The organism is Paenibacillus sp. FSL H8-0122 (assembly GCF_038005345.1).
Taxonomy (GTDB): domain Bacteria; phylum Bacillota; class Bacilli; order Paenibacillales; family Paenibacillaceae; genus Paenibacillus_AQ.
In genome coordinates this window covers 2,299,444-2,323,030 of the sequence record NZ_JBBOTB010000001.1, presented here as the reverse complement: position 1 = coordinate 2,323,030, position 23,587 = coordinate 2,299,444, and the positions used below count along the sequence as shown (strand labels likewise).

At 51.5% G+C, this 23,587-nt stretch carries 23 protein-coding genes; 2 read left to right on the top strand and 21 right to left on the bottom strand.

Features of this window, described 5'->3' with window-relative positions; genetic code table 11:
• Positions 1 to 69: 69 nt before the first annotated feature.
• Positions 70 to 1,953 (bottom strand): molecular chaperone HtpG, encoded by a 1,884-nt coding sequence (gene htpG / locus NSS64_RS10210; RefSeq protein ID WP_340940132.1) that lies wholly within the window; start codon positions 1,951 to 1,953, stop codon positions 70 to 72.
• A 229-nt stretch (positions 1,954 to 2,182) separates the two neighbouring features.
• Here htpG and NSS64_RS10205 point away from each other — a divergent pair, with 229 nt between their 5' ends.
• Positions 2,183 to 2,473: a GyrI-like domain-containing protein gene (locus tag NSS64_RS10205; protein WP_341140007.1), complete on the top strand. Its 291-nt coding sequence runs from the start codon at positions 2,183 to 2,185 to the stop codon at positions 2,471 to 2,473.
• 151 nt (positions 2,474 to 2,624) lie between these two features.
• Here NSS64_RS10205 and NSS64_RS10200 read toward each other — a convergent pair whose 3' ends face one another.
• Complete coding sequence (locus NSS64_RS10200) at positions 2,625 to 3,521, bottom strand: LysR family transcriptional regulator (protein WP_340993262.1); 897 nt, start codon at positions 3,519 to 3,521, stop codon at positions 2,625 to 2,627.
• Positions 3,522 to 3,640: 119 nt separating this feature from the next.
• Here NSS64_RS10200 and dapA point away from each other — a divergent pair, with 119 nt between their 5' ends.
• Positions 3,641 to 4,546: a 4-hydroxy-tetrahydrodipicolinate synthase gene (gene dapA, locus NSS64_RS10195; RefSeq protein ID WP_341140006.1), complete on the top strand. Its 906-nt coding sequence runs from the start codon at positions 3,641 to 3,643 to the stop codon at positions 4,544 to 4,546.
• 112 nt (positions 4,547 to 4,658) lie between these two features.
• On the opposite strand, the gene NSS64_RS10190 is transcribed toward dapA, so the two are convergent.
• From NSS64_RS10190 to sleB, 19 genes are all read right to left on the bottom strand, one after another.
• Entirely contained in the window at positions 4,659 to 6,188 is a 1,530-nt protein-coding gene (locus NSS64_RS10190) for a DEAD/DEAH box helicase (protein WP_340940127.1), read from the bottom strand.
• 220 nt (positions 6,189 to 6,408) lie between these two features.
• On the bottom strand, positions 6,409 to 6,981 hold the full coding sequence (gene pduL / locus NSS64_RS10185; protein ID WP_036692683.1) for a phosphate propanoyltransferase: 573 nt from the start codon (positions 6,979 to 6,981) through the stop codon (positions 6,409 to 6,411).
• A gap of 161 nt (positions 6,982 to 7,142) precedes the next feature.
• Positions 7,143 to 8,129 (bottom strand): dipeptidase, encoded by a 987-nt coding sequence (locus NSS64_RS10180; RefSeq protein WP_341140005.1) that lies wholly within the window; start codon positions 8,127 to 8,129, stop codon positions 7,143 to 7,145.
• Between the two features lie 158 nt (positions 8,130 to 8,287).
• Positions 8,288 to 8,548, bottom strand: coding sequence for a stage V sporulation protein S (locus tag NSS64_RS10175; RefSeq protein ID WP_019910496.1), 261 nt, complete (start codon positions 8,546 to 8,548; stop codon positions 8,288 to 8,290).
• A 240-nt stretch (positions 8,549 to 8,788) separates the two neighbouring features.
• Positions 8,789 to 9,583 (bottom strand): TIGR00282 family metallophosphoesterase, encoded by a 795-nt coding sequence (locus tag NSS64_RS10170; protein WP_036724768.1) that lies wholly within the window; start codon positions 9,581 to 9,583, stop codon positions 8,789 to 8,791.
• Between the two features lie 146 nt (positions 9,584 to 9,729).
• Positions 9,730 to 11,271, bottom strand: a complete 1,542-nt coding sequence (gene rny / locus NSS64_RS10165; protein WP_036724766.1) for a ribonuclease Y — start codon at positions 11,269 to 11,271, stop codon at positions 9,730 to 9,732.
• Between the two features lie 309 nt (positions 11,272 to 11,580).
• A complete protein-coding gene (locus tag NSS64_RS10160; RefSeq protein WP_340993266.1) occupies positions 11,581 to 12,318 on the bottom strand; it encodes a regulatory protein RecX in 738 nt (245 codons plus the stop codon).
• A gap of 116 nt (positions 12,319 to 12,434) precedes the next feature.
• A complete protein-coding gene (recA, locus tag NSS64_RS10155) occupies positions 12,435 to 13,499 on the bottom strand; it encodes a recombinase RecA (RefSeq protein ID WP_076078685.1) in 1,065 nt (354 codons plus the stop codon).
• 297 nt (positions 13,500 to 13,796) lie between these two features.
• Positions 13,797 to 15,086, bottom strand: coding sequence for a competence/damage-inducible protein A (locus NSS64_RS10150; protein WP_340940122.1), 1,290 nt, complete (start codon positions 15,084 to 15,086; stop codon positions 13,797 to 13,799).
• 58 nt (positions 15,087 to 15,144) lie between these two features.
• A complete protein-coding gene (gene pgsA / locus NSS64_RS10145; RefSeq protein ID WP_036724758.1) occupies positions 15,145 to 15,732 on the bottom strand; it encodes a CDP-diacylglycerol--glycerol-3-phosphate 3-phosphatidyltransferase in 588 nt (195 codons plus the stop codon).
• 149 nt (positions 15,733 to 15,881) lie between these two features.
• Positions 15,882 to 16,373: a YajQ family cyclic di-GMP-binding protein gene (locus tag NSS64_RS10140; protein WP_036724757.1), complete on the bottom strand. Its 492-nt coding sequence runs from the start codon at positions 16,371 to 16,373 to the stop codon at positions 15,882 to 15,884.
• 231 nt (positions 16,374 to 16,604) lie between these two features.
• The gene (locus NSS64_RS10135) at positions 16,605 to 16,766 is read right to left on the bottom strand and encodes a hypothetical protein (protein ID WP_179090467.1); all 162 of its coding nucleotides are present in this window, start codon (positions 16,764 to 16,766) and stop codon (positions 16,605 to 16,607) included.
• Between the two features lie 83 nt (positions 16,767 to 16,849).
• Positions 16,850 to 17,797: a RodZ domain-containing protein gene (locus NSS64_RS10130; protein ID WP_341140004.1), complete on the bottom strand. Its 948-nt coding sequence runs from the start codon at positions 17,795 to 17,797 to the stop codon at positions 16,850 to 16,852.
• A gap of 48 nt (positions 17,798 to 17,845) precedes the next feature.
• Positions 17,846 to 18,628 carry a DUF3388 domain-containing protein gene (locus tag NSS64_RS10125; protein WP_036724755.1) on the bottom strand — a complete coding sequence of 261 codons (783 nt, stop codon included), beginning with the start codon at positions 18,626 to 18,628 and terminating at the stop codon, positions 17,846 to 17,848.
• Between the two features lie 132 nt (positions 18,629 to 18,760).
• Positions 18,761 to 19,021, bottom strand: a complete 261-nt coding sequence (locus tag NSS64_RS10120; RefSeq protein ID WP_036692667.1) for a DUF3243 domain-containing protein — start codon at positions 19,019 to 19,021, stop codon at positions 18,761 to 18,763.
• 132 nt (positions 19,022 to 19,153) lie between these two features.
• Positions 19,154 to 19,921 (bottom strand): elongation factor P 5-aminopentanone reductase, encoded by a 768-nt coding sequence (ymfI, locus tag NSS64_RS10115; RefSeq protein ID WP_036724753.1) that lies wholly within the window; start codon positions 19,919 to 19,921, stop codon positions 19,154 to 19,156.
• Positions 19,921 to 21,201, bottom strand: coding sequence for an EF-P 5-aminopentanol modification-associated protein YfmH (gene yfmH / locus NSS64_RS10110; protein WP_341140003.1), 1,281 nt, complete (start codon positions 21,199 to 21,201; stop codon positions 19,921 to 19,923). Before yfmH ends, ymfI begins: the two co-directional genes overlap by 1 nt.
• A 2-nt stretch (positions 21,202 to 21,203) precedes the next feature.
• Positions 21,204 to 22,484 carry an EF-P 5-aminopentanol modification-associated protein YfmF gene (gene yfmF, locus NSS64_RS10105; RefSeq protein ID WP_445667787.1) on the bottom strand — a complete coding sequence of 427 codons (1,281 nt, stop codon included), beginning with the start codon at positions 22,482 to 22,484 and terminating at the stop codon, positions 21,204 to 21,206.
• A gap of 145 nt (positions 22,485 to 22,629) precedes the next feature.
• A complete protein-coding gene (gene sleB / locus NSS64_RS10100) occupies positions 22,630 to 23,481 on the bottom strand; it encodes a spore cortex-lytic enzyme (RefSeq protein WP_340993268.1) in 852 nt (283 codons plus the stop codon).
• Between the last annotated feature and the right edge of the window lie 106 nt (positions 23,482 to 23,587).

Sequence of the window (23,587 nt, the reverse complement as noted above, 5' to 3'; positions counted from 1 at the left end):
GCACCGGCCTAAGCCAGTCGCGGGGTTTCATAATCAGTCAAGGTCAACAGCCCGGCGGCAGCGCCGGTATTAGACCATGATTTTACAAATATCGTTCGTGAACTGCACCGGATCATTAACCTGCAGTCCTTCGATCAGGAGTGCCTGATTGTACAAGAGGTTGGTGTACAGACCCAGCTTCTCCTTGTCGCCTTCGGCCGCAGCCTTCAGGGACTTGAAGACATCATGGTGAATGTTGATTTCCAGTACCTTGTCCGCTTGCACATCCTGGCCGCCGTTAGGCATGGCCTTGAGGATTTTCTCCATCTCGATCGTCAGCTCGCCTTCGGTGGACAGGCAGACCGGATGGGATTTCAGCCGCTTGGAGGCTTTGACCGCCTTCACTTTGCCGGACAGAATGCCCTGCATGGCTTCGAACAATCCCTTGTTCTCATTCTCTTCCGCTTCGGATGGCTTATCCTCGGCACTCTCTTCAATGCCTAAGTCGCCGCTGGAGACATTTCTGAACTCCTTCTCCTTGTACGCCATGATCATCTTGATTGCGAATTCATCGATATCATCGGTGAAGTAGAGAATCTCGTAGCCCTTGTCCAGCACCATTTCGGTCTGTGGCAGCTTCTCGATGCGCTCTACCGATTCACCTGAAGCGTAGTAGATATATTTCTGGTCTTCCGGCATTCTCTCTACATATTCAGCCAGCGTCACCAGCTTCTTCTCCTTGGAGGAGTGGAACATGAGGAGATCCTGCAGCGTTTCTTTTTCCATACCGTAGTCGTTATAGACCCCGAACTTCAGCTGTCTGCCAAAAGACTTATAGAACGTCTCATACTGCTCGCGCTCATCCTTCAGCAGGCTCAGGAGCTGGCTCTTGATCTTGCTCTTAATGTTCTTGGCGATCATTGTAAGCTGGCGGTCATGCTGCAGCATCTCACGGGAGATATTGAGCGACAGGTCCTCGGAATCGACCATCCCCTTGACGAAGCTGAAGTAATCCGGCAGCAGGTCGGCACATTTGTTCATAATCAGCACGCCGTTGGAATAGAGCTCCAGGCCCTTCTCATATTCCTTGGTGTAGTAGTCGAACGGAGTATTCTCCGGGATGAACAGAATCGCGTTGTAGACCACTGCACCGTCGGCACTGATGTGGATATGCTTCAGCGGCTTGTCGAACCCGTAACGCTTCTCTGCATAGAAATTGTTGTAATCTTCATCAGTCAGCTCTTTCTTGTTCTTGCGCCAGATCGGCACCATGCTGTTGACCGTCTGCTCTTCCGTCACATCGATGAATTCATTCTCGGCGCCCTCTTTGGGCTGTCTGCCGGTAATGTCCATCTTGATCGGGAAGCGGATGAAGTCCGAATACTTCTTAATGATGGATTTCAGACGGTATTCTTCGAGGAATTCATCGTAGTTATCGTCTTCGGTGTTCTCTTTGATCTTCAGCGTAATTTCGGTACCGACCGTATCCTTCTCACAAGGCTCAATCGTGTAGCCGTCCGCACCCTGGGATTCCCATTTGAACGCCTGCTCGCTGCCCAGCGCCTTACTGATTACGGTCACATCGTCCGCCACCATGAATGCGGAATAGAAGCCGACCCCGAATTGTCCGATGATATTGTGACCGTCCTTGGCTTCATTATCCTTCTTAAAAGCAAACGAGCCGCTGTTCGCGATAATCCCCAGGTTATTCTCCAGCTCTTCCTGCGTCATCCCGATGCCCGTATCGGCAATGGTTAACGTGCGGCTTTCTTTGTCAGCGGTTACTTTAATGTAGTAGTCCTCTTTATTGAACACCAGACTATCATCGGCCAGTGCCTTGTAATAGATTTTATCGATGGCATCACTTGCATTGGAGATCAGCTCCCGCAGAAAAATCTCGCGCTGCGTATAAATGGAGTTAATCATCATTTCCAGCAGTCTTTTGGATTCAGCTTTAAACTCTTTTTTAGCCATGAATAAATAAATCTCCTTTCAAAAGTAACCTTCGGATTGCGGAGCATCGTTTAGCACTCCACACACTTGAGTGCTAACACTCCCTTTTATATACCATATTCTAGTTTTTGATGTCAACATCTTGCCGCCCAGGGAGCCCACAAAAAAAGAAATGCATTCTATTTTAGTCCATGTTAGCATTCGGGTTGTACTCCATTTGACCACAGAATCACAGAAAGGATCATGAACAATGATGAACATTCAGCTCGAAAGCATTCCGGCAAAACGCATAGCTTATGTACGGCAGGCAGGCCCCTACGGCCCCGCCAACGTTCAGGCAATGGAACAATTGAAGGGTTGGGCGCGGGAACAAGGCTTGCTTCAAGGCTCAGTTAGTGGCTGTTGTACATTGTTGCATCATTTGCAGGAATTCCGGGGATTAGAGCAAGTTAGCGCTGGCTTTGTTGCATCTCATGCAGGATTTCAGCACCGGTCGTTTCTATTGGTCCGTATTGTTGCATTTCATGCAGGATTTCACTAACAATGTTACAGGCTGCGGAGCATGGGGCGCATTCCTCATCGCAGCAGCACGATTGTATTCAGATTTCCGTATACATGTGGTCCGATTACCTTCGTAGTTCTAGTGGTATGAATCTGCGAGAGGCGACTCCCTGCTGCCCGGTACGTTACCTTCATAGCGCAACAGTCTTCGCCTTGGCATCCTCCAGCAGCATCTGAATCAGCGACTGGAGGGGCAGGGACTTCCACTTCTTCGGATGCAGCAGCAGCTGCAGATCGAAATGAATCTCCGGGTGGGCAAAAGACAGCTCGGACAGGTTCCCCCGCTCGATCTCCTCCTCCGCCACAATCCGCGGCAGCAGCGCTATGCCCAGGCCATTGCGTACACAACGCTTGATCGCTTCCAGATTCGACAGCTCAAAACCAATCCGAAACACGATTCCGTGGTCCCGGAGCAGGTTCTCGAACAGGCTGCGGTAAATGCAGCTCTCCTCGGAGACAATCAGCTCGCAGTTGTTCAGATCCTGAAGGGTTACCTGCTCCAGCCGGGCCAGCGGATGGCTGGCTGGTGCCACGAGGACAAGCGGCTCCTCACGGATGATCGTCCGCGTAAGCGTGCTATCCACCGTGCTGCGGTCCAGCAGAAGGCCGATATCGACCTCGCCGTCCCTGATCTTAGAGATCAGATTGGCCTCCTGCTCGGTCTGCAGATGAATATTCAGACCAGGGAACATCGTCCGCAGCTGCTGCAGGAACGGCGGCAAATAGAAGGCTGCGAGCGAATCAATCGTTCCGATAGTAAGCGTTCCGCCGATCTGCTGGGCAATCGTTTCCTTGGAGCGGTCATAGAGATCCAGAATCTCCACGAACAGCTTAAGCAGCTCTTCCCCGGGCGGAGTCAGGCGCAAGGCGCGGCCATGCCGTTCGATAAGCGGTACTCCGTATTCCTTCTCAATCTTCTGTATCTGCATCGTGACGCTGGACTGTGCATAGCCCAGCTCCTCAGCCGCACGCGTGAAGCTCTGCCGCTTGGCCACTTCGCGGAAGGTCCGCATATACGTTAAATCCATCGTCTCACCCTAACATCAATATTATTGATAACCCACATCATTTATTATAGCTAACAACGATGCAATAATCCATGGTACAGTAGAACAAACGGATTTTACATTTTTGGAGGACGATATTCATGTTAACAGAAGAACAGATTTATGGAATTTATGTTCCCGTGGTCACCCCGTTCCACGCTGCCGGTGAGCTTGATCTCGAATCGTATCAGCGTTATGTGAACAACATCATCAAGAACAATATTCATGGTCTGGTCGTCAATGGAACCACTGGAGAATCGCCGACAGTCAATATACAGGAATTACAGACACTCGTGGATACCTCACGGGAACTCTTGAAGTCCAGCTCCATCCCGCTCGTGGTGGGCACAGGTACGAATGATACTTACTCTACCGTGGCCCGTACTGAGCTGGCGGCCAACGCAGGCGCCGATGCCGCACTGGTGGTTGTCCCTTATTACAGCCGTCCGTCTCAGGAAGGCATCATCGCTCATTTCCGCAAGGCGGCAGAGGTGGGTCTGCCCATTATGGCTTACGATATCCCGGGCCGCACAGGGGTCGGCATGACGCTGGACACCGCCCGTACGATCCTGGAGATGAATAATGTCGTAGGGTTAAAAGACTGCTCCGGCTCCCCCCTGCTCGTCTCCGAGCTGTCTAAGAGCGGCGGCAAGCCCGTGCTCTGCGGCGACGATCTGCATTTCTTCGACATGCTGGGCTACGGGGCCGCCGGAGGCATGCTGGCCTCAGCCAATGTACATACCGGCCGCTTCCTCAGCATCTACGAGCAGTACAGAGCCGGTCAGATTGAGGCTGCACAGGCTGCGTATGATCAGCTGGTGCCGCTGATGAAGCTGCTGTTCAAGGAGTCCAACCCGGCCCCGATCAAATGGCTGCTCAGCGAACTCGGAGAGCTCGCCTCGGATACGCTCCGCTTGCCAATGACTTCCATTAGCGCCGCGCTGCGCGAGGAGCTGGGCGCCTACCTTGCAGAGGAAGCTGTCAGCGGCAGACAAGAAGCGATGTAACAGATAAGAGGACGTGTAACAGACAAACACCCGCCATTTTCAGTGAGAACCTGAGAATGGCGGGTGTTTGTGTTAGACACGGTCAAGCATTACTGCACGTTACAAAATCGAATTACGAGCGGCCCGCTTTAGCCGCTGGACGGCTGGACGGACGTCCGCTCTGACCGCCAGGTCTACTGCCCGAAGGGTTTGAACGGCCGTATGAGCCGCCAGACGATTTCTGGCTCTGGCTGCCGCCTGGACGCCCGTTGGCATTAGCCTGGCCCCCCGAAGCACCTCTCGCTCCACCGCCAGCATAACTGCTGCCCGATGCGCTTCTAGCCCCACTGCCTGCATGACCGCTTCCAGAAGCACCTTTAGCGCCACCTGTGTTGCCGCCGCTCTGCTGTTTGCCTTGCGCGAACCATTCCGACTTCGGCTTGCGGGGCGGATTCGTCTTGGCCTTCTGCGACGGTTTGACCGGCGCTTTGCCGGGACGGTCTGCCAGCAATGCCAGATTGCTCTTAGACATCGGATACGCATGCTCCTTGATCTCGGGAATCGTCTTGCCAATCAGCTTCTGGATATCCTTCAGATACGGAATTTCCTCCGCTTCGCACAGCGAGATGGCGATGCCGCTCATCCCCGCACGGCCGGTCCGGCCAATACGGTGAACATAGGTTTCCGGGATATTCGGCAGGTTGAAGTTGATAACATGGGACAGCTCATCAATATCAATTCCGCGCGCAGCGATGTCTGTAGCTACCAGTACGCGGGTCGCTCCGCTCTTGAAGTTTCTTAGCGCATTCTGGCGCTCATTCTGTGATTTGTTCCCGTGAATGGCTTGTGCTGTAATATTAATGCGGGTTAAATCCCGGGTTACCCGGTCCGCGCCGCGTTTGGTGCGTGTGAATACCAGCGCCGATACAATCGAAGGGTCCTGCAGCAGACGGTTCAGCTGATTCTGCTTATTTCCGTTCTCCAGCAGATAGATCGACTGCTCAATTCTGTCTACCGTGGAGGAAACCGGAGTAATCTCGATTTTCACCGGATTGACAAGCAGTGTTTTCACCAGCTGCGAAATCTCCGCAGGCATAGTCGCTGAGAAGAACAAGGTCTGCTTCTTGAGCGGCATCTTGGCGATAATCCGCTTTACATCATGAATGAAGCCCATGTCCAGCATGCGGTCCGCTTCATCCAGCACGAGAATCTGCACATGCTGCAGATCCACACGCTTTTGGCTGATCAGGTCGATTAGACGGCCCGGTGTAGCAATCAGAATGTCGGCACCGATGGCAAGCGCCCGCTCCTGCGCCTTCTGTGATACTCCACCGACAATGGCTGTCGAACGGATGGTTGTGAACTTGCTGTAAGCCTGAATGTTCTCCTGAATTTGCAGCGCCAGCTCGCGGGTAGGCGTAAGAATCAGGGAACGGATGCGCTTGCCTCCGCCGGTTCTGCCCGGCTGCTGGCTCAGCAGCTGAATAATCGGCAACGAGAAGGCCGCCGTTTTACCGGTACCGGTCTGTGCACAGCCCAGGATGTCTCTGCCGGCTAATGCCGCAGGAATAGACTCTTCCTGGATCGGGGTTGGGGATGTATAGTTTTCCAGGCTAAGCGCCTTAAGAATCGGGGGGATCAGGTTCAAATCGTTAAATGTCATTTTATCTCCTTCATTGGGCATACATATATTGGTGAATCCTTAATTCCGTTACTGTATATTCCTTTTGCGGCGTCTCCACATAGCGCTCAGCAAAGTCATAACACATAATGATACCACATAAAAGCGAATATGAAAACTTTCATTTCTTTCTTTTCAAAAAAATATACAACAAAAAAGCAGAGGAAGGGTCCCCTGCTCTTGTCTTACCTATTATAAAATACTAGTCTAGGATTTCAGCGGTATCGCCATTATTGGCACCGGCAGCGTTAGCTTCATCAGTATCGATGTGCATGTCCAGCTTGAAGCTGTCGGATACGCGTGCAATTACGTTCTCCAGCACCAGGCCGCGTTCGCCGCCCAGACGTACCTTCAGGAGCTGCTTATCGGCAATGCCCCAAGCTTCTGCTTCGGAAGTATGGAAGTGGATATGGCGTGCTGCTACAATAACACCAGTCTCCAGCTCAACTTCACCGGCAGGTCCTTTAATTGTAATTCCTGGTGTTCCTTCAATATTGCCGGATTCACGGACAGGTGCCTTCACGCCGAGGCTGAAGGAGTCTGTGCGGGATACTTCCAGCTGCGAAGCCGGACGGGCAGGTCCGAGGATTCTTACTTTGTCGAACTTCCCTTTCGAACCAATGACAGCCACTTGCTCATTCGCTGCGAATTGTCCGGGTTGGGACAGGGGTTTGAACTCGGTCAATTGATAACCAGGGCCAAACAATGCTTCTACGTGCTCCTGCGTAAGGTGAATATGCCGGGCCGACACACCTACGGGTACAGTCTTGCTCATTTTTAAGTCACTCCTTGTATTTTCTCTAGTATCTGTACAAGCCACTGAACATTATACATCTTATTACCCGAAAATAAAAAGACCCGCATCACAATGCGAGGCTTTTTTCCGGGCATATTACGATTCTGTGAATGCTTAATCCTGATTTTTCCAATTCATAGTCACTTCCTGGTGAGCGAAGAGGTTAAACCTGCGGAAGAAGGCAGCTGCTCTCTCAAGAACCCCAGCGCATTCTCATACAGCCAGCCCCGTACATCAGCTTCGGGATAGTATTTCAGCAGCATCTCGGCGAACTCCGCGTATTGCCCCGGATGCTCCAGCCCTTCTACCCACGCTTCAATTCCGTCAAAATCCGAGCCGAACATCAGCTGTCCGCTCCCGCCAAGACCACAGACATGCTCAATGTGCCTCCGCATATCCTCCCGCCGGGCAGCTCCTTCATCCCGCACGAACCAGGGGACAAAGGTAAGCCCGATTCGCCCGTCCCTTACAATCAGTGCCTTCAGCTGATCATCACTCAGGTTGCGGGGATGACTGCATACCGCTGCGCAATTCGAATGCGAAGCAATGAACGGACGGGTACTGTGCTCCAGCAGCTCCCAGAAGCCTGCCGGGGCCAAATGCGATACATCCAGCAGCATTCCGCTCCCGTTGCACCAGTCGATCAGCTTCCGGCCATGCTCAGTGAAACCGCCGTTCCGCCGCTCCAGCACACCGTCCGCCGCCCAGTTGGCATAGTTCCAGGTAATCCCCAGGCAGCGCACACCCAGCTCGAAGCATAACTGGGCATAGAACAGATTGCCCTCCAGACCGTCCACGCCCTCCAGAGAGAGCATTCCATAGGCCGGTGCAGTGAAGCTGCCTTCCTGCGCTTCTTCCTTCCACCTCAGCCACTGCAGCCCTCCTGGACCGGTAACCTTTTGATGGAAGCACTCGATTTGCCCCAGAATATCCTCGAACTTTGCCCTTCCGCGCACCGCAGACAAATAGATGGCAAAAACCTGCAGTCCGACATTTCCCTCTGCCAGCCGCGCTGCGGTCACATCCAGCCGGGGATCATTCTTGAAGTCTATCCCTGGATTCGCCTGCAGCTTACTCAGAGCATCACAATGAAAATCCGCCACCTTCAGCTTCCTGTTTCCCACCATAGGTCAGCTCTCCTTCTTCCTTCACCTGCTGAATATTTAAATGAACCGTTGACGGCCCAGCTCTATTTCATGTATATGCACCTAACTGAAGCGGCAGTCAGCACAGCAAAAAGCCTGTTTACAGTGTAAACAGGCTTAATCTAAATGATTCACTTGAGTTATCTAGGTTCCACAATAAGTTTGATTGCCGTCCGGTCTTCCCCATCAATCACTATATCCGTAAAAGCCGGAATACAGATCAAGTCCACTCCGCTAGGTGCGACAAATCCCCGGGCGATGGCAACGGCCTTCACGGCCTGGTTCAGTGCTCCTGCTCCAATAGCTTGTAGCTCGGCCGATCCACGTTCGCGAAGAACACCTGCTAATGCGCCAGCAACGGAATTTGGATTGGATTTAGCTGATACTTTTAATACATCCATAGTAAGTACCTCCCCTGGGAAAATGATGGTGTTCTTCTTCCACTACAGTAGATGTTATTCGCTTCAGAAGAATTAATTCCTTCTTTTTGCGGACCTCTCCGGAGAAAATAGTTCAAAAGATACTCTTTTTCGATATAATAAATATCACACTTCACCCAAAACAAAATGAGTATTACCTAATTACCTATTTGCAAGTAGAAACGGCATTGCCGACCTTCTAAAGGACGTTACCGTACCCTTCTAGCTCATCACCCATTCATCCTCACGCAGCCGGATCTTCTCCAGTCGTGTCGCTCTGCCTGTAGCTTCATCAAGTTCTGCGAATAGACCATGCAGCTGCCATTTGCCTTCGTCGACTACAAACCGGGAGGGAAGCTGAGTTGTAAATTTATAGATGATCGCATCCTTTTCCATACCCAGAATCCCTTCTCTTGAACCAACCATACCCGCATCTGTAAGATACGCCGTACCTCCAGGCAGGATCACATCATCATTACTCTGCACATGAGTATGTGTGCCGACTACAATCGAAGCCATTCCATCCATAAAATAGCCCATCGCTATTTTCTCGGAGGTTGCTTCCGCATGGAAATCCACCAGAATGCACTTATGCTCTCTGCGCAGTTCCTCCACAATCTCCTCGCCTACCCGGAACGGGTCATCGATCGCCGGAAGAAAGGTACGGCCCTGCAGATTCACAATCGCCAGCTGCTTGCCGTTCCCCTTAACAACTGTATAGCCCCGGCCCGGTGTCCCCGGCGGAAAGTTAGCCGGACGGATGATCCGCGGCTCGTCGTCGATGAACTCGAAGATATCCTTGTTGTCCCAGGTGTGATTACCCATCGTAATACCGTGGATACCCCAGTTAAAGAATTCGTTAGCGATAGCAGCGGTGATCCCTCTGCCGGCAGCGGCATTCTCACCATTGGCAATGATGATATGCGGCTGATATTTGCTTTTCAGGGAAGGCAGCATTTCACGCAGCGCTTTTCTGCCTGTATTGCCTACAATGTCTCCGATAAATAAAACTTTAATAATCTTCTCCTCCTAAATTTTTGGTTTGTGTATGCTCTGCCAACCATAAATCGCTGCTTAAGTATAATTTCACCTATTCTGCTTCATTCCAAACTCCACGGCGTGATGCATGAAAAAAGGCCCCGCAAGGGGGCCGATTTCCTTATTTATTTCGCATATTCTACAGCGCGTGTCTCGCGGATTACCGTAACCTTGATATGACCCGGATAGTCCAGCTCACTCTCAATCATCTTCGTAATATCGCGGGCCAGACGGAAGCTTTCGGCATCATCAATCTTCTCAGGCTGTACCATTACGCGAACCTCGCGGCCCGCCTGAATGGCATAGGATTTCTCGACACCCTCGAAGGACTCCGAGATCTCCTCCAGCTTTTCCAGACGTTTGATGTACGTTTCCAGGGTCTCACGGCGTGCACCTGGACGGGCAGCCGACAAAGCATCAGCAGCACCAACCAGCATAGCAATAACCGAGGTAGCCTCGCAATCTCCATGGTGGGACGCGATACTGTTGATAACCACCGGATGTTCCTTGTACTTCTTCGCCAGTTCGACGCCGATTTCAACATGCGAACCTTCCACTTCATGATCAAGCGCTTTGCCAATATCATGCAGCAGTCCGGCACGTTTTGCAAGCACGATGTCTTCCCCAAGCTCACCGGCCATAAGTCCAGTCAAATAAGCAACCTCCATGGAATGCTTCAGTACGTTTTGACCGTAGCTCGTGCGGAATTTCAGGCGGCCCAGAATTTTGATCAGATCCGGGTGCAGACCATGAACGCCAACCTCGAAGGTAGCTTGTTCACCGTATTCGCGAATCCGTTCATCCACTTCTTTGCGGGATTTCTCCACCATTTCTTCAATACGTGCAGGATGGATACGTCCATCTGCCACCAGCTTCTCCAGTGCCGTACGGGCCACTTCGCGGCGGATCGGATCAAATCCTGACAGAATAACTGCTTCCGGCGTATCATCAATAATAAGATCAATCCCGGTCAGAGTCTCCAGCGCACGGATATTGCGGCCTTCACGACCGATGATCCGGCCCTTCATCTCTTCATTCGGCAAGGTAACGACAGATACCGTAGTTTCCGCCACATGATCAGCCGCACAGCGTTGAATCGCCAAGGTGATAATCTCACGGGCTTTCTTGTCCGCTTCTTCCTTAGCCTGCTGTTCGATTTCCTTGATCATCTGAGCAGTTTCATGGCGAACTTCCTGTTCTACATTGCTGAGAATGATACTTCTGGCATCATCGATGCTCAGATTGGAGATACGTTCCAGTTCAGTAACCTGATTCTTGTAAATAACATCAATTTGCTGTTGGGTTTCATCAATTCGTTTCTCTTTGTTAGCTACTTGTTCTTCTTTTCGTTCAAGCGATTCCATTTTTTTATCCAGCGATTCTTCCTTTTGCAGCAAACGTCGCTCTTGCCGTTGGATTTCATTCCGACGTTCACGAGTTTCTTTCTCAGCTTCGGTACGGATTCTATGAACTTCGTCCTTAGCTTCGAGTACCGTTTCCTTCTTCAGCGCCTCCGCCTCTTTCTTCGCGTTCTCCACGATGACTACGGCTTCTTTCTCTGCGCTGGAAATCTTAGCTTCTGCAAGGGATTTACGAATAAAATAACCGAATCCAAAGAATGCTGCAGCTACAACGAGAACGACTATGACCCAGATCAATGGATCCATCTGTTCACCTCCTCGTTGATATCCTCCAAGGATCTTCCCTTGGGTATTTGTGCAGTTGTTAAACTATCCGTTCATCACCATACAAAAAACCGGTAATACACCGATTGCCATACTGCACATGCTGCACATGCACATTGCCCGCCTTATCCGGCGATTACATTTCATATGAGTTGTACGCGAACCGGAACATAAGAGTCTGCTTTTTGGGAAGGAAAAAGGAATCTTAGTTTATGCCGATTCATGTTATATTTTATTATTTATAAAAAGACCTTGTCAAGAGAGTCGATAACCGTAATAAAGTCAAGAGAATCAATCCGGGAAGTAAAACTCCTCTTCTTCCCCCTCAGAATTCTCCTCTTCACGCAGAATCCCGATCACCTGGCGCACCATTTCACCAGAGAATCCCCGGCGCATGAGGAACGCCCCTGTCTTCCGCCGTTTGTCGTTCACATCTCCCCGGATCGTATTCCATTTCTTCCGTCCGGTCAGCAGCGCGCTCTCCAGCTCCTGCTCGGGTGTGATCTCATCCAGCGCTTCCGCAATCAGCGACTTATCAATCCCTTTCTCCCGCAGCTCCTGCCGGATCCACATCTTACCCTTACGCTGATTCACAATCCGCTGCTCCGCCCACTGCTTGGCGTACAAGGTATCATCAAGCAGACGTTCCTCCTGCAGGCGGAGCAGAACTTCGGCAATAACAGTCTCCCCTATTTCCTTCTCCCTTAAACGGCGGGCCATCTCCTGTGCGGTTCTGGGCTTGCGCTCCAGATACCTAAGCCCCTCCACATACGCCCGCTGGCGCTCGTCTGCGGCAACAATATCCTCCAGATCTGCTTTTACAAAAGTACTCCCGGTAATCATCCGGTATTTAATCATGACATCTTCATGAACAGTCATGTTGTAGTCTCCGAAATGGATTAGATAACGATAATTAGACTTCTTAAGCCGCTCTACCTTTGTAATTACCAGCTCTTGATCTGCCGGGAAATCCGCCAGCACCTGCTGCTCATCCTGTTCTTCGAATTCCTCATCCAATTGTATAACCATCCTGCCGATCACCTGCTTAAGCTGAAATATTTGCGAAAAGGCACCCTGTAATATCCTCCACAGGGCGCCTATCCATCATGACTTCATTATTCAATTAGAAGTAGAGGAGTACTTAATTACTCGATCTCAAGCAGCAATTTCTCTTCTTCCTCTTGCTCCGCAACCACATCTGCTTCAGATGGTGCCGCTACCAGAGTTGTCAGATTACTTGCCTCACGGATCTTGTTCTCGATCAGCAGAGCAATATCCTGATGTTCCTTCAGGAACTGCTTGGAATTCTCCCGTCCTTGACCCAGACGTTCGCCTTCATAGGAATACCAGGCACCGCTCTTGTTGACAATATCCATCTCCGTACCGATATCCACAAGGCTTCCCTCTCTGGAGATTCCTTCGCCGTACATGATATCTACATCCGCTTGCTTGAACGGAGGCGCTACCTTGTTCTTCACAACCTTGATCTTCGTACGGTTACCCACAACATCGTTACCCATCTTGATACTCTCTACCCGGCGCACATCCAGACGGACGGAGGAGTAGAATTTCAGAGCGCGTCCACCCGGAGTGGTCTCTGGGTTACCGAACATTACGCCAATCTTCTCACGAAGCTGGTTAATGAAGATCGCAATGGTGTTGGATTTGTTAATGGCGCCTGACAGCTTCCGCAAGGCCTGAGACATCAGACGGGCCTGCAAGCCTACGTGGGAATCACCCATGTCGCCTTCAATTTCCGCCTTAGGTACCAGTGCTGCTACAGAGTCAACTACAATGATGTCTACTGCTCCGCTGCGTACAAGTGCTTCAGCGATTTCCAGGGCCTGTTCACCCGTATCAGGCTGGGACAGCAGCAACTCATCAATGTTAACGCCAAGCGCCTTGGCATACTTGGGATCAAGCGCATGCTCAGCATCGATGAAGGCAGCTTGTCCGCCCTGCTTCTGTACTTCAGCGATCGCATGAAGTGCAACCGTCGTCTTACCGGAAGATTCCGGTCCATATACTTCAATAATACGTCCTTTGGGAAGTCCGCCAATACCTAGTGCAATATCAAGTGCCAAAGATCCGCTAGGTACAACTTCCACTTTCATGTGAGTGGATTCTCCCAGTTTCATTACCGAACCTTTACCGAATTGTTTTTCTATTTGACGAAGCGCCATATCAAGCGCTGCACGACGATCTGACAATCAGACCACTTCCTTCACTGTTTATAGTATTATAATAACGTGTTTTGAAGGGCTTGCCAAGTCTTTTTTAGAACATACATTCGTTTTTTTTGCTCCCAGGGATAATACTCCCTTTTATTGTAAGATGCAGGCCTCCTTCCGGATGCAAAACTCAGCAGGTGCTTCTCTTCCGCTTCTTACGTTAACAGGAACAGCCATAGGATAATTTGTTATACCTAATATAAAACAAAAAACCGCAGCATGATCGCTCAAGCCACGGTTCTTCCGTATACATGAATTATATACCGGCACGTACAGTTATTGCAAGGCCGAGCCTTCCAGCGGAGTGGCAACCTTGCGTTCTTCCAGGCGGCGCCACAATCGGTACAGCAGCGCCTTGACGGTGCGCAGGCGGATGTTGTCACGGGTGCCCTTCAGATTCAGCTCATATACCTCTGTCTTGCAGCCCCGCTCAGCCAGTCCTACGAACACAAGACCCACCGGCTTGCGCTCGGAATATCCCGGTCCGGCTACACCGGTAACCGATAAGCCGAAGTCCGTGTCACCAATCATACGCACCTGCTCAGCCAGCACCTCCGCAACCTCGCGGCTCACCGCTCCCGGGGCATCTGGACCTTCAAGCATGGCGGAAGGCACATTCAGCAGTTTCTTCTTAATATCATTGGAATAACACACGATCCCCCCGGCAAACATGGAGGCGCTGCCCGGGATATTCGTAATGCTCTCCATCAGCAGACCGCCCGTACAGCTCTCGGCAGCACTCAGAGTGAGTCCCGCATCCGCCATCCAGTCCACAATCAGCTGCTCCAGCGGCACATCGATGTTGGCATACAGATGCTCCGGCAGAATGTCAGCAATCGTCTTCTCCAGAGCATCGAGCTTGACCATAGCTTCCCGCTCGGACGGCGCCTTGGTGGAGATGCGCACGGTCACTTCGCCTTCCTTGGCATACGGGGCAATCGTTGGATCGCTCTGGCTGCGGATCAGCTCAATCAGCTTGTCCTCCAGCAGCGACTCGCCAATCCCGGCGAACTTCAGCATCTTCGAGTAGAGCGGCATTTCACCAGTAAGAGCATGCTGCTGAAGCCATGGCTTGGCCTTATCCGTGAACATCGGCTTCATCTCCCGGGGCGGGCCGGGCAGCACGATATAATATTTGTCTTCTTCTGCAAAAGCAATCCCTACCGCAAGGCCGGCATCATTGGACAGAGGAGTCGTCCCTTCAATGACAAGCGCCTGCTTGCGGTTATTCTCAGTCATTACAATCTTGCGGTCATCGAAGAAGCGCTGCACATGATCCATGGCCAGCTGGTCGATATGCAGGGTCCGGCCAAGCGCCGCAGCCAGCGCATCCTTGGTCAGGTCATCCTCGGTCGGACCAATCCCGCCCGTGAACAATATAACATCCGCCCGGCTCTGAGCAATCCGGATCGCTTCCAGAAGGCGGCTTTTGTTATCTCCCACAACGGTCTGAAAATAAACGTCAATGCCTAATGCAGCCAGCTCGACTGAAAGAAACTGGGCATTGCTGTTCACGATTTGTCCAAGTAAAAGTTCTGTTCCAACGGCAATAATCTCTGCTTTCATAGCTGACGTTCTCCTCCTGATTGTAGGTATCCTGCAAGGTTCAGCCTGTTCCAGTGTCTTAGGCTTTGTTCAAATCCAGCAGATCCTTGTTCTTCACGAAATAATCAATGCCAGAGTAAATGGTAATGATGGCTGCCGCCCAGATCGCAATGTCATCCACAGGGATGCTGACGAACTGGAACGGGAAATTGTTAAGCAGCAGCAGGGAAATGGCAACAATCTGAATCACTGTTTTTACCTTTCCCCATTTGCTTGCGGCCACTACCTTCCCTTCCAGCAGTGCCACCTGGCGCAGGCCGGTCACAGCAAACTCGCGGCTGATGATGACAATGGCAATCCAGGAATCGCATCTTCCCAGCTCAACCAGCGAGATCAGCACGGCCGAGACCAGCAGCTTATCCGCAAGCGGATCGAGCAGCTTGCCCAGATTGGTGACCATGTTATATTTTCTGGCTATGTAACCGTCAATTCCATCGGTACTGGCTGCCAGCAGAAAAATAACTGCCGCGACCAAGTGATTAATTGAAAGCTGAAAGGAGCCCCAATGTATCGGTTCCGGATAGAAGCTGAAGTCCACCAGCAGAAAAAACATCATGATTGGGATAAGGCAAATGCGTGCTAATGTGATGCGGTTGGGTAAATTCACTGAAGGTTCCTCCCCTAGTCCATACGAATCCGGTATTCCAGCATTTTCTTCAAAACTGCTTAGCTAGTATATTATAGCCATAAATAAGTGTCAAAAAAACATGAAGCACCCCGCAAGTAAGGTAAGTATACACTGCGGGGCACATGATCTTACTTTAAATTGTTAAACTGTAAATCAAGCGGCAAATCAGCCTTGCGCAAGAGCTGGATAATCTGCTGGAGATCGTCGCGGCTTTTGCCGGTCACGCGGATCTGATCACCCTGGATCGTGCTCTTAACCTTCAGCTTGGAATCGCGGATCAGAATATTGATCTTCTTCGCGTTCTCCTGGTCTATTCCTTGCCGCAGTCCCAGCCGCTGGCGCACCGTGCCGAGCGAAGCCGGCTCCACTTTGCCGAAATCCATATTCTTCAGCGTGATTCCCCGCTTCACCATCTTGGTCTGGAGGATATCAATCACTGCATTCAGCTTGTATTCATCCTCTGAGGCGATGACAAGCGCATCCTTCTCCAGCTTCAGGCTGCTCTTGCTGTTCTTGAAATCAAACCGGTTATCGATTTCCTTCTCGGTCTGATGAACCGCATTGGTCAGCTCCTGCATATCCATCTTGGATACGATATCAAATGAACTTTCTGAACTCATGGTTCCACATCCTTTACTTACAATTAGTCTGTTCCTATTATATGAGATAGGGGCTCTTAAGTCTAATACTGGAAAAGAGTCAAGTGGAAACGGCATTACGTCCTTTGTAAGGACGGTACCGTTTCAGTGAGAAATAGAAGGATAATTTATAGCGTGAACATATAAATTCTTATATTTGCACCTAAAAACACGCCTCCCGGAACCTGTCCGGGAGACGCTCACCTCTAAATATTATCTGCTGCGTGCAGGAGCCCGGAACATATCCAGAATCCCCAGCAGAACATGTGCCAGTCCAAAGCCCAGAATACCATATCCCCAGGCGCCCGGTGTCAAATAATACCCCAGGAGACTGACAATAATGCCAAGCCCTGTTACAATCCAGCTGACGGTCATGAGAGAATACACCTCACTTTGGCGTAAGAACTGTTAAACACTTCTAGGTTCTCCATTCTGCCAAAGACTATACATCGGGTGTACTATTCTCCTGTAGTGCTACCGTCAGTAGCGCCGTCCGTCCCGCTATCCAGTTCAAGCAGCAGGCGCGAGGAGGTTTTGCCGTCGGTGATAGCCTGTCCGTTGACCGAAATCGCGGTAGCCGGTGAATATCCCGATTTGATATACATTCCGCCGCTGTCCAGTGTAAAGCTCAGATTCTCACCAGCCTTGGTGTTCCCGAAGCTGAGCTTCTCCCCCTTGGAGTTCTCGCCCTTGTACACTTCAAGCCAGCTGACTCCGGTCGCGGCAATCTGTACCTGAACCGGGGTTCCGGCAGGTGCAGAGACCTTGTAAATGGTCGTCTTGCCCGATTTACGGTCCTGAGTAACGGTGACAGAACCCGGAGAAGCCGATGGAGACGGCTCTGGAGTTGCAGCAGGCGCAGTGGTTGCCGCGGCTCCAGCATCAGGCGTAGCTGCCGCATCCGCTGTCGCTGAAGGCACTGCACCGCCTCCAGCGGCAGTAGGAGAAGGCTTCACCTTCGCCGGATCTTGCGTGGCAGTCGTCAGGTTTGCATTATCCGCTTTCTCCGGCGAATCATTATTCAGCGTGGAAGAGGCATATAAGTAGATGACCACCAGGATCAGCACCGGGAAGGTCCACATCAGCAAGGTCGGGAGCCACTTGGCGTTACGCTCCGTTTCAGGCTTGCGGCTCCGCTTCTGAATCACGGTCTCCATGGTAGTATCGACAGGAGCAGCAGGCACATTGCCGTGCTCCTCCATCAGCTCATCCGGGTTAACCCCGACCGCCTCGGCATAGGTTTTGATAAAGGCCCGGACATAAAAGCTGCCCGGAAGCACTTTATAATCCCCTGCTTCGATGGCTTCCAAATATTTTTTGCGGATCTTTGTTACTTCCTGGACATCATCAAGACTCATCCCCTTTTGCAGACGAGCCTCCTTCAAATGCCGGCCCAGTTCCGACATACCATCACCTCCTGAATGTTGTGTGAGCAATGCTCTTAATGAAATATATTAAAGATCTTCACTGTAGCTTGTCGTAAACGACTCGTACAATATCTCTTCGTTCGGTGAATTGCGCAGCTCAATAATAATATCGAAGTCATCGAAGGTGAATTCGGATTCCCGCACAAAAATATCAGGATGCTCAATCACCTTGGTGCTTGCCATACTCATGACATTCTGCAGCAGGTTATAATGCTTCTCGTTCGAGCGGATGGTGCTGACGATCCCGTCAATGATAAATACATTATGCGGATTCATCTCGTCTTCGGCGAGCTGGCTGCGGACGGTCTGGCGCAGCAGCGTAGAGGAGACAAACGTCCAGCGCTTCATCGCACAGACGCTGCCGGCAATAATCGATTCTGTCTTGCCAACCCGCGGCATACCACGTAGTCCTATAACCTGATTGCCTTCCCTCTTAAACAGCTCGCCCAGGAAATCGACCAGCAGCCCGAGCTCATCGCGGGTGAAGCGGAAGGTCTTGCGGTCATCCGAATCCCGGTCGATATACCGTCCATGCCGGACGGCCAGCCGGTCCACAAGCCGCGGTGTACGGAGTGCCGTAACCGTTATATTATCAACTTTCTTGAGCATTTCGCCCATCAGCATGATCTTCTCATCGTCGCTGGTTTCCAGCAGCATTCCGCGCGTCTTGCCTTCCACGCCGTTAATCGTCAGAATATTGACTTCCAGCATCCCCAGCATCGAAGCGATGTCGCCTAACAGACCGGGTCTGTTCTTATGTATCTTATACTCCATATACCATTGTTTATATTCCACTTGTGCGCACCTCATAGATTCCTTTTCCCTGCATGTTGTTTCAGATACACGGGTCATGTTAATGATATATAAAAAAAAATTGAAAGGCAAGGACACGATTGTAATAATTGCAGAAAAGCTCCCGCAAGGGGAGCTTCTTCCGCGTAGCTATGCGTTTTTCTTCGCCAGTTTGACCATGAGTCCGGCAATGGTATGCTTCTCATCATCCGTCCCGACATCCCACAGCTCTTTGATGGCCCGGTTGGAATAGTTGCCCGGATCGACCTTCTTGTCGAGGAATTCCCCGATTTCGAACGCCAGCTTGGTGATGGTCTCGTCGCTCATCCCCATTTTTTCGGCCTGAATGACCCGGTCGCCCAAAAAGCTTTTCCAGGTATCAAAGTTCTTCACTACGGAATCTGTTGACATCTTAAATCCTCCTCAGGTTTGTAATGATATTGAGATTTAGAAGCAACAGTTATAATATGTCTCAAGCCGGAAGGTCTTATGCTGGAGCATTTCTCCAGAGCAGGCTCATGGTTCCTGGCATTATACCGGTTATTACGTAATCCAGCCGCCGTTCGGACTGATGACCTGACCCGTAATATAACCGGACTCAGGCAGCGCCAGAAAATAAACAAGCGAGGAAATATCCTCAGGGGTAGCCAGCCTCCCCGCAGGGATCTCCTCCTCCAGCATTTTCAGTTCATCCGCCTGCAGATTGGACAGCATGGCCGTGTGAACTGCTCCAGGCGCTACAGCGTTCACAGTGACCTTGGAGGGGGCCAGCTCCTTGGCGAGCGCCTTGGTAAAAGCATTCACTCCGCCCTTACTGGCCGAATAAGCCACTTCACAGGAGGCACCAGAGATCCCCCACACCGAAGACACATTAATGATCCGGCCGTAACGCTGCGTGACCATATAAGGCATGAAAATCTGGCTGCACATGAAGGTGCCCTTCAGATTCACCGCCATGATATCGTCCCACTCCTCCTCGGTCAAATCGGCTAACATGCCATAATGAGCTTTCCCGGCATTATTGACCAGGATATCCGGCATCATGCCGCTGCTCTCCAGCCTTTCGGCCATGCGTACGAGCTGACTGCGGTCTTTCATGTCCGCCGCTACGGTCATTACCTTCGCCCCCAGCGCCAGACAGCGCCGGGCCACATCATTTGCCGCTTCATGCGAATTCATATAATGGATCACAATATTCATCCCCACCGAAGCAAAACGCTCAGCGATCGCGCCGCCGATTCCCCCGCTGCCCCCGGTAATGAGCACTGTCATTTCACCAATCGGTTTGCTGTCCTCTCCCGGTAACATCATTAAGGACTCACCACCAGCGACACGGCCAGCTGCTCCCAGTTCACATGGGCATGGAGCCGGGCATTCACTTCCTCCAGAGTGATCGATTCATACAGGGGAAGCACTTCAAACAGATCTCCTCCACGGAACTGGTAACGGGTGAACTCATGGGCAATGCTCTCCGGTGAATTCAGCATCCGCAGGAAGCCGCCGATTTTCTTTTTGCGGGCCCGTTCGAAATCCTTCTCCGCGAAGCCCGTCTCCAGAATACGTCCTACCTCTTCCTTAATCCGTTCAAGCAGCAGCCCCGGATCTTTGGTATCGCCGCCGATCGCCGAGAAGGCATACTCCGCAGAGCTGTTAAATTCGTGACCGAAGCTGTCGGAGATCAATTCCTCGTCATAGAGCTTCTGATACAATGCCGTACTGCTGCCAAACAGCAGATCCAGCATCAGCTTCGTGGTCAGATCACGGCGCACCGCCGCTTCACCGCTCAGACCATCCACCTTTTCCTTGAAGCCGAACATCATTTTGGGGATGGATACAGCGAGCCTGCTCTCCACATGCTTGGAGGCTACCTGCTCAGGCTCCTCCGCGAAGATACGCGTAATTTCACCCTGCTTCTCATAGCTCTTGCCCTGCTGATTGCTGCGGATCAGTTCAAATACCTGCTCAGGGTCCACTCCGCCGACAACGAACAGCAGCATATTGCTGGGATGATAGAAGGAATTGTAGCAGGTGTACAGCGTTTCTTTGGTGATGGTTGAGATCGACTCAATAGTACCGGCAATATCGATGTGAACCGGATGGGTAGCGTACATCGCTTCAATCAGCCCGAAATAGACGCGCCAGTCGGGATTGTCGGCATACATATTGATTTCCTGCCCAATAATTCCCTTCTCCTTCTCCACATTCTCATCGGTAAAATAAGGACGCTGCACAAAATCAACAAGCGTGCTTAGATTCTGCTCAATATTCTCCGTGGCCGAGAAAAGGTAGACCGTCTGGTCGAAGCTGGTGAAGGCATTCGCAGACGCACCATTGGAAGCAAAAGTGGCAAAAATGTCGCCTTCCGGCTCCTCGAACATTTTATGCTCCAGGAAATGGGCAATTCCGTCAGGTACTGTAGTCTCCTCACCGCCCGCCACCTTGAAGTGATTGTCTACCGAACCGTATTTCGTGGCAAAGGTGGCGTAGGTTTTGAGAAAAGCCGGCTTCGGCAGCACATACACCTGCAGTCCGTTATCCATAACCTCGTGATAAAGTGTTTCTTGAAGCCGTTCGTAATGGAGCTTCTCCATCCCTATTCCTCCTTCCCTGTCAGGAAATAAATCGTATCCAGCTCAAAAGTATCCGCCGCAGCCTTCACTTCAGCCGCCCCCATGCCGTCGACCTGGTCCATCAGCTCCTGGGCAGAACGGTCTTTGCCGGATAGCTGGCGGTTGAAATCAAAGGAAATCATCTCAAACGCCGAATCCTGAATCTCGGACAGCAGGTTGCGGATCATCGCCTTCGTCTGGCTAAGCTCCAGGTCAGTAATATTGCCGGCCTTCAGCTCATCCAGCTGCTTGCGGATAATATCAACGGCTTTGCCGTAGTTCTGGGTCTCGATCCCCGATTGAATCGTCCCGATGCCCTTATGCCCGTCATAACGGGAGGAGGCGTAATACGCCAGACTCTCCTTCTCGCGCACGTTGACGAACAGCTTGGAATGGGGGTAACCGCCAAGAATACCATTGTACATCAGCGCGGAAGCATACCGGTCATCCTTGTAGGTAATCGAGGTCCGCAGCCCCATGTTCAGCTTGCCTTGATTCACATCCAGCTTCTCCTCCACCGTCCGCACTTCCGTAACCGTGACTGACGTTATGTCCGAGGTGTAGCCTCCGGCTTCGGAGTGATGGGCCCGGCCAAAATGAGCTGTCACCAGCTTCTCGACCTCCTCAGGTGTGGTATCGCCCACAACATACAGATCAAGCGTAGCCCCATTCAGCCAGGAGGTATAGCTCTGGTACAGCGTCTCAGGCGTGATAGCATCCAGATCGGCCCGTTGACCGAGGGGATGAAGACGGTAAGGCTCGTTGCGGCACATTTCCTCAATGCAGCGTTCTGCCGCGTAGCGGATTTTGTCATTCACAATGGATTCCAGCTTCTTGCGGATCGTCTCGCGTTCTGTAGCTACATAAGAAGCCCGGAAGCTTCCATTCTCAAGCAGGGGACGGGTCAACACCTCTCCCAGAAAAGCAAAGGATTCCCCAAGCAGGCTCTCCTTGCTCTGCACAAAGGAATCATTGATCGTATCCATCCGGAACTGGACAATCTGGTAATCTCCGCGTTTATAAATATCGAAGCCGAAGCCGGCACCGTACAGCTCCTCCAGACGCTCGCGGAATTGGGTTGTTTCCGGGTAGGACGCTGTCCCCCGGCGGAGTACAAACGGAACCAGTGCGGTAGAGGTCACTGTACTTTCTTCAAGCGGAACGCCTGCATACAGTGAGATGGCGAATGTCTTGAACGCCTTGGTCGGCAGAACATGTATGCGCATGCTTGCGGCATGGCCATGTTGAAATCCATTATTAGTCAAGTCCAAAACTCCTTTGCAGCGTGGATTGATGCTCTATAACAAGTTTATGAAGTATTATCCATTCTAAACCATTCCAAAGTAAGGAAGCAACCGGAGGACAGCGTACCGGTTGCTCTTACGGAGGGTTGTATACAGACACAGTAAGCTACATGCAGAAAATATGCTGGCCGATCGTCTTCACCTGCGGACGGGACCAAATCCACTTGGAGGTCGCCGTCTTGGGATTGAAGTAATAGATACAGCCGCCCGACGGGTCCCAGCCGCTCAGAGCCTGCTGCACTGCCTTGCGTGCCTGTTCATTAGGCTCCAGATAGATCTGGCCGTCAGCTACGGCGGTGAAGGCTCCCGGCTGGAAAATGACGCCCGATGGCGTATTTGGAAAGCTTGGGGATTTGACACGGTTGAGAATGACTGCGGCTACAGCCACCTGTCCTTCAAAAGGTTCGCCGCGTGACTCGCCGTAAACCGCGTTAGCCATGATCTTCAGGTCGTTTTCGGACAAGCCCATGGTATTGCCGGAGGACAGCTCAGCCGTATTGGTTTTGGCTGCAGCTGCGCCGGAGGGCGTTTTCTTCTGGGCGGTAGACGTCTCGGGCGCTGTCGGCTTCCAGGCTGTAGTCGCATTGTATAGCTTAAGCTTCGTCTTGGCCCCGACTACCCCGTCGGATTTCAGGCCGAATTTCCACTGGAACCAGGTGACAGCATTCTTCGTCTTGGTCCCGAACTGACTGTCAATCTTCCCGTTAAAATAACCAAGATGCTTCAATCTTCCCTGCAGCTCATAGACATCCTGCCCGGAGGAGCCTACCTTAAGCGGAGTTGTGCCGAATACGGGCATGGCTTCCTCCCCTTCATCAGGGTGATCTGCGGCAACCTGTTCTGCTGCATATGGCTTGGCATAGATCAAATCATGATCTTTGAAGACTGCACCGGCAAACGGCGCAGCTGCAAGGGCAAGGGTAACGGCGGCAATGATCCACTGCTTATGTTTTGTCATGGGATTCGCTCTACCTTTCTCTTGGAAGTTCTGCATGAATGGCTAAAGTTATTATGACGACTGGCAGGGCTTCCTATGCATGACCGCAAATCAAGGAAACGTAAAT